This is a genomic window from uncultured Thiodictyon sp. (assembly GCA_903837595.1).
Lineage (GTDB): Bacteria > Pseudomonadota > Gammaproteobacteria > Chromatiales > Chromatiaceae > Thiodictyon.
In genome coordinates this window covers 1-6,665 of record CAILVI010000119.1, presented here as the reverse complement: position 1 = coordinate 6,665, position 6,665 = coordinate 1, and the positions used below count along the sequence as shown (strand labels likewise).

General features: G+C 65.8%; 7 protein-coding genes. 6 read left to right on the top strand and 1 reads right to left on the bottom strand.

Features of this window, described 5'->3' with window-relative positions:
* From QZY44_RS06565 to QZY44_RS06555, 3 genes are all read left to right on the top strand, one after another.
* Window positions 1–222 (top strand): histidine kinase (locus QZY44_RS06565; RefSeq protein WP_295443925.1); only part of this gene is annotated, 222 nt, incomplete at its 5' end.
* Window positions 223–339: 117 nt separating this feature from the next.
* A complete protein-coding gene (umuD, locus tag QZY44_RS06560) occupies window positions 340–924 on the top strand; it encodes a translesion error-prone DNA polymerase V autoproteolytic subunit (RefSeq protein WP_295443922.1) in 585 nt (194 codons plus the stop codon).
* Window positions 921–2,216, top strand: a complete 1,296-nt coding sequence (locus tag QZY44_RS06555) for a Y-family DNA polymerase (RefSeq protein ID WP_295443919.1) — start codon at window positions 921–923, stop codon at window positions 2,214–2,216. The genes umuD and QZY44_RS06555 overlap by 4 nt, the downstream gene beginning before the upstream one ends.
* A 109-nt stretch (window positions 2,217–2,325) precedes the next feature.
* Here the strand turns inward: QZY44_RS06555 and ltrA are convergent, their stop codons facing one another.
* A complete protein-coding gene (gene ltrA, locus QZY44_RS06550) occupies window positions 2,326–3,597 on the bottom strand; it encodes a group II intron reverse transcriptase/maturase (protein WP_295443916.1) in 1,272 nt (423 codons plus the stop codon).
* Window positions 3,598–5,418: 1,821 nt separating this feature from the next.
* Between ltrA and QZY44_RS06545 the strand changes: the two genes are divergently transcribed.
* The 3 genes from QZY44_RS06545 to QZY44_RS06535 all read left to right on the top strand — a co-directional run bounded on the left by QZY44_RS06545 (window position 5,419) and on the right by QZY44_RS06535 (window position 6,506).
* Entirely contained in the window at window positions 5,419–5,622 is a 204-nt protein-coding gene (locus tag QZY44_RS06545) for a hypothetical protein (protein ID WP_295443914.1), read from the top strand.
* A 99-nt stretch (window positions 5,623–5,721) separates the two neighbouring features.
* Window positions 5,722–5,964, top strand: a complete 243-nt coding sequence (locus tag QZY44_RS06540; RefSeq protein ID WP_295443912.1) for a hypothetical protein — start codon at window positions 5,722–5,724, stop codon at window positions 5,962–5,964.
* A gap of 344 nt (window positions 5,965–6,308) precedes the next feature.
* Window positions 6,309–6,506 carry a hypothetical protein gene (locus QZY44_RS06535; protein WP_295443910.1) on the top strand — a complete coding sequence of 66 codons (198 nt, stop codon included), beginning with the start codon at window positions 6,309–6,311 and terminating at the stop codon, window positions 6,504–6,506.
* Window positions 6,507–6,665: the final 159 nt, after the last annotated feature.

Here is a 6,665-nt window from a genome sequence, read left to right as displayed (position 1 = left end):
CCATTGGACGATGACGAAGCACAGCGTCAGTGGCTCGCCGGGTTCGGTGCGGCCTGGGTCGAGTGCCCCGATGATGCAGCGATCGAGTCGATTCTCGACGGCGACTGGTTGGGCGGGGAATCGGTTGAGGAGGCCCTGGTGCGGATCGTGGGGGACCAGAGGGAACTTTTGCGTCAGTTGTGGGCGCATGGACTCAGCACGGTCGCGCGGGTGATCCATTGATGCGTGCCTTGCAGGGCATTGGGCGCACCTGGAGACGCATCATCCGCAACCGCCACCATCCAGCGGTCGCCGGATGCGTTATGATTAGCGTACGGTTATCATAATTTCACGGCATCCATGTCTGACATTCCTCTAACCCGCCGCGGTGGTGCCCGTCCTGGGGCCGGGCGCAAGCGCGGCTCGGGCCCCTTCGGCGAGCCGACGACCCCGATCCGCCTGCCGGTCAGCCTGGTGCCCGCGGTGCGGGCTTGGCTGACCGCCCGGTCGGAGGGTGCCGTCGCCGGCGCCCCGCAGACCTTCACGCGACATCCGACCGCGCTGGCCTTGCCCCTCTACGGGTCGCGCATTGCCGCCGGCGTTCCTTCGCCCGCCGATGATGACCTCGAAGGTACCATCGATCTCAACGAGCACGTGGTTCGGCACCCGGCGGCGACCTTCTTCCTGCGTGTCCAGGGCGATTCGATGATCGGCGCCGGTATCCGCGACGGTGATCTGCTGGTGGTCGACCGTGCCCGGGAGGTCAAATCCGGTGCGATCGTGGTGGCCGCGGTGAACGGTGAACTGACCCTCAAGCGGCTGAAGCTCGAGGGGGAGCGGATTTGGCTGCTACCCGAGAACCCGGACTTCCAACCACTGGAGATCCGCGACGGCACGGCGCTGGTCATCTGGGGTGTGGTGGCCCATACCGTGCATTCCTTTTGACCCCTTCTGGACGAAGCGGCCCCCTGTTCGCCCTGGTCGACTGCAACAACTTCTACGCCTCCTGCGAGCGGCTTTTCGCGCCCCGCCTGGAGGATCGGCCGGTGGTGATGCTCTCCAACAACGACGGCTGCATCATCGCCCGCAGCAACGAGGCCAAGGCCCTGGGCATCCCGATGGGCGCGCCTTACTTCAAGCACGCCGAACGGTTGCGCCAAGCCGGCGTGGCGGTGTTCTCATCCAACGATGCCCTCGATGGCGACCTGTCCCGGCGGGTCATGCAGGTGTTGGCGGGCTTTGCCCCCCGCGTCGAGGTCTATTCGATCGACGAATGCTTTCTCGACCTGGCCGGGGTTCACCCCGAGCCGACCGCCTACGGCCTGGAGATCGCCCGCACCGTGCGGCAGTGGACCGGCATCCCGGTCGCCGTCGGGATCGCCCCGACCAAGACCCTGGCCAAGCTCGCCAACCGCCTGGCCAAAAAGGGGCGCAGCCCGGCCGGTCCGGTGCTCGACTGGGCGTGCCTGCCCGACCCCGCGGCGGTGCTGGCGGCGGTACCGGTGGAGGATGTCTGGGGGATCGCCGCCGGCTTTGGCGCACGCCTGTGTCAGATCGGCATCGCCGATGCGCTGGCCCTGAGCCTGGCCGAGCCCCGCCGGTTACGGCAGCGCTTCGGGGTGGTGGTGGAGCGGGTCGGTTGGGAGCTGCGCGGGCGCTCCTGTCCGCCTTTGGAGTGTGTCGCCCCGCCGCGCCAACAGGTCATGGTCTCGCGCAGCTTCGGCGCCGGGGTCAGCGATCTGGAGGATCTGTGCGCGGCGGTGACAGCCTTCGCCAGCCGTGCCGGCGAGAAGCTGCGTGCCCAAGGGTTGTGCGCCCCGGCCGTGAGCGTCTTCGTGCAGACCAGCCCGTTCGCTACCGTCCGGCCCTGCTACGCCAATGCGCGGACCGTCGCGTTCCACACCCCGACCCAGGACAGCGGCACCCTGATCCGGCACGCGACTCAGGGCGTCGGGCGGCTCTTTCGCCCCGGTGTCGCCTACCGCAAGGCCGGTGTCCTGTTGCCCGATGTGATCCCAGCGGCGCAGGCGCCGATCGATCTGTTTGCCAGCGCGACAGACGATGATCGGTCCCGCGACCGGATGGCCATGCTGGACGCGGTCAACCGGCGCTATAGGCGCGACACGCTGCGCTTCGCCGATCAACTGGTGGGGACGGACTGGCGGCGGCGGGCTGAGCGGCAGTCGATGGCCTTAACGACCCAGTGGGGGGCGTTGCCGACCGTCAGGGCTGGCTGATGGTCAGAGGCCGGTGGGGATCGGGTCGGGCTGACGGGATTGCGCCCGTCAGCCCTCCCACACCACCGGACATGCGGTTTTCCGCATCCGGCGGTTGAGCCCAGCGGGCTTAGCCCGCGAGCGTCCACGGTAGAGTCAACCCGCAGCGATTGAGGGTGGCGGTTTTCAGCGCTTGGTGGATGACGACGTGGCAAGCCATGGGCGAAGCGCCACGCCGACAACCGGCAACCCCGAGGGCGCGTCCGCGCACCCCGAGGCGCGCCAGCGCCTTACGCCGTCCGTGGCGGTTATGCCAGCGCAACCAGAAGCATTTGCGCATGTGCCGTCTGATCCAGCCGGAGAGCGCATGGACCTCGCGGCGCCAGTTGGCATAGCGGTAGTAGTTCCACCATCCGTTGATGTAGCTTTGCCATTGGTCGCGCAGTTGCGGTGTGGTGAGGCTTTGCCGGGCATCCCAAAGCGCGCGCACCCGGTCCTTTAACCGCTCGATGGCCTTCGGCGCGGGGCTCACCTGTCCACCCGGGTGGATGCGAAAGCCCAGCAACGCCGTCTCCTCGGTGCGGTGTGCGCCGCTCTTGGTGGCGTTGACGTCCAGGTGCTTGTGCAACCACCGTGTCAGGCGTCCCAACACGCGCTCGGCGGCCCGTTCGCTGGCCACGAATACGGCGATGTCGTCGGCGTAGCGCACGAACGACAGACCGCGCCGTGCCAACTCCCGGTCCAGCGCGTCGAGGTAGAGGTTGGCCAACAACGGCGAGAGCGGTCCACCTTGTGGCGTGCCGCGGCGGCGCCGTCGGTGCCGTCCGTCGCCCGCGTCCATCGGGGCGCGCAGGTAGCGCCCGATCAGCGTCAGTATCCGCTGGTCGCCGATCCGCTCGCCCAACAGGTGCATCAGGCGGTCGTGGTTGACCTGGTCGAAAAAGCTCGCCAGGTCGATGTCTACCACCCATTCTTTGCCTTCTGCGACGTACCCGCGGGCGGCCGTCACCGCGTCGTGCGCCGAGCGCCCAGGGCGAAAGCCCCAGCTATGCGCGCTCATTTCCTGGTCGAACGCCGCGCTCAACACCCGATGCAGGGCCTGCTGGATCAGCCGGTCCTGTACCGTGGGAATGCCCAGCCGGCGCGTCCCGCCGCCCGGCTTGGCGATGTCCACCGCCCGCACCGCCGCCGGTTGGTAGTCGCCCCGCAGGAGCTTCTCGCGGACCGTCGGCCAGTGCGTACTCAGGTGTTCCTCACTCTCGGCGATCCCTTTGCCGTCCACGCCAGCGGCGCCGGCGTTGGCTTTCACCGCCGCCCAGGCCGCCCGCATGTTCTCGCGTGCCAGCACCGTTTCCATGGTGATGTCCACCCCGCCCAGGGGCAGTTCTACCGTTTCGCTCATTGAACCTCTCCTGGCGTCTGTGCTCGCGGTCGCGGATGACTTGGTGGGCGCGGACCTCCCCCATGCGGGAATCCACCCGTTCGGGTTAGCTCGCCGTCCCGGTAGCTGCCGCAGTTGCCGCGCCGGAAACGTTTCGCCCGCCTGCTCGCCCTCCGGACCAGATGCAGACTGTGGTTCTTTCGTGACTCTTCGGCCCTTCGCTCCTCCCGGCTTTCACCGGGCGTCAACGCTACTACGGCCTCTGCTGACTCCTGGCCCGCTCTCACGCGCCAGGTCTCCCCGAGTAAGAGCATGTACTTTCGACCCGTGCCGTCAGGCTCTACCTGGTGCGTCTTTCGGTGACTGTTGGATTTCGCGGTCCCTAGCCCGCTCATCGCCCGCACCCGGCCTCACTGCCTGTTCGTGTTCCTACGGTCGTGTCTTTGCTACACCCTGCTTTCAGCTTGGCCTCGCGGCTTCCACCTTGGGTTTCGCTACGCTTCTTGTCACTCTCTGCGGTTACCTCCTTTCAGGTAACAAGTACATGCCCATGTCGGGCACACGAGGGCGCCCGCGCCGGGCCGGGCCGCCGCCAGGGGCGGCCTGGAGCGCGGCCGTCACGCGCCTTGCTGATCCCGCGGCGATACCGATGGCGCCCGTGCTGACTGAGCGTGCGTCAGCAACGTCCTACGCCAGGTGCGGAGTTTTCAACCGTCGCTACGGGAATAGACGCCCTGTTCGGCGACAGTCTGCCACTCTATCCTGTCAACCATCGAAGGGACGCAAACAGGACCGGACACAGGAGATCGGGCGTGGTCAGGGTGCGACAAGGACGCCGTGATAGGGACCGTACGACCGCGCGACAGGGAGCAGGATGCGCAACGGGCAGTTCGAGGGACTCGAGGCCCCAGGGGCAGCAGCAGGAATACGTGTGGAGTACGCTGGCTCAACCGGATTGACGGCGGACACGGCTCTACTGAAGGAATTTCGGCCAGGGAGGGCACTCTTCACAGCCGCCGATAGTCGTACCAGCCGACTGTCAGCGGTTTTTTCCGCGTCCGTACATGAGCGTCCTGCCGGTTGCCGGGTTCGCTGTCTGCGGCGGGCAGTCTCTGAGCGATTTCGATCATCCAGCGGCCATCGGCCGCCGCTGCGGACAGCTCAAGGCAAAAGGCTGTATTGAAGGTGCTGCGCCTAGGCCGCAGTCATGCAGAATAGGGGAGTGCGAGGGGGCGTACGAGGAGTGACGAATGAGGTCACGGCCCCGCTCAAGGCGAGGCCGCGACCATCTTGACGTGTCGTTTGCATGTGATCAGCGGTCAGCCGCCGGTGCCGCTCAAGGCGTAGGGCACCAGGGGAGCCAACATGATTCCGATTGCGAGCCACATGGCATGGTTGCTCCGGGTACTGAGGTCTTGGTCACTCATGATGTTCACCTTAAATTCGCGTGTGATCAGGGGTTAGACGCCGGAGCCGCTCAAGGCGTAGGGGACCAGGGGGGCCAGCATGATGCCAATGGCCAGCCACATGGCGTGGTTGCTGCGGGTACTGAGGTCTTGGTCACTCATGATCTTCACCTTACTTAAGCTGTCTCGTTTACCGTTATCGTTCAGCACGCTGCGACGCCTGTTGTACCGGGGGGAGCGATCCAACGACCCGTTGCTGTGCCGACGGTTGCGAAGATACAGACCGCGCCGTCGGGCCTCCAATGGGTATTTCCGACTACGGTGATAGGTTTCTGTCGATCTATTCTTTGTATGCGTTTGGCCCTAATATCTCTCTCGGCCGGACCCCTCGCGGCTCGGGCCAACCCGTCTCGAAAACCCTTATCGGAGCAGACCGATGCAAAGCCAACTCACGACGAAAACCCCCGGCCACGCCATGGACGCCGAATCCTCGGTGCCGGAGTCGCAGGTCTCCCATGAAACCGCCGGGCGGACCGAGGCCCTGCCGTTCTTCGCCAAAGACGCGCGCATCGGCGCGCTCAAGGTGAAAAGCGGTATCCGCGCCGGTAAAATCCACAGCGTGGAGGAGGAGAAAAAGTAGCGCCTGGGGGCGCACCGCCAGGACCCGAGTGCGCCCCCAATCCCCCGAGCAGGATCTCTCTTCCTCTCACACCAACCCACCAGGAATTCCACTGCGCCTATGTCCGTTCTGCTGGTCTGTAACGATCCGACCAACGACCTGGGCATCGGCCTGGTCGACGCGGCGCTGCGGCGTCGCGGTGTCGAGCTTACCCTGCTGCGCGCCGACCGGTTTCCGGTCGAGCAGCGCCTCGCCGTGCGGCTCGACGCGCACGGCTACCGCGTCGCCACACCGCCGTTCGATGGTGTGCAAAGCATTTGGCTACGCCATGCCGACCCCGGCGAGGCGTTGCCCGCGTGCTGACGCAAGATCGAGCGGGGCGCGAAGCGGCCGATCGGCGACGCCATCGCAGATACATGATGTTCACCTTCACTTCGATATCCCCCGAGGGTTCGTGCCCTGCGGCCGACGCTGCCGGGTCGCATCTCCATCCGGCGGCCCGTTGCTTCCCCTGCAGCCCGCCGGTTCTTCCGCGAACTGTCCTACAACGCAGTAAGAAATATCGTACCACGCAAAGTGAATATTCCCCGGCACTTACCCTCCCTGAGTACGTGTTGTTTTTTCTCGCGTTCGCCTAACCTTTCTCTCGACCGAACCCCTCGCGGCTCGGGCCAACCCGTCTCGAAAACCCTTATCGGAGCAGAACCATGAACAGCCAACTCACGACGAAAACCGCCGACCATGCCACGGACGCCCAATCCTCGGTGCCGGAGTCGCACGCCTCCCATGAAACCGCCGGGCAGACCGAAGCCCTGCCGCTCTTCGCCAAGAACGCGCACATCGGCGCCCTCAAGGTGAGAAGCGGTATCCGAGCCGGTGCCGCCTTCGAGTCTCACCATAAGTAGTGCCTGGGGGGAATGGCGCTAAGTTAAGCGCAACCGCCTGAAAAGTTAGGGGCTAGCTCGCAAGGGTGGTAGGCTGAAAGTTGCTAAACCCAACCGCCTCCTCTGCAAGCCACCCCCCATGCATCGTAACCAGAGCGCCGCGACGCGGCAACGTGTCCT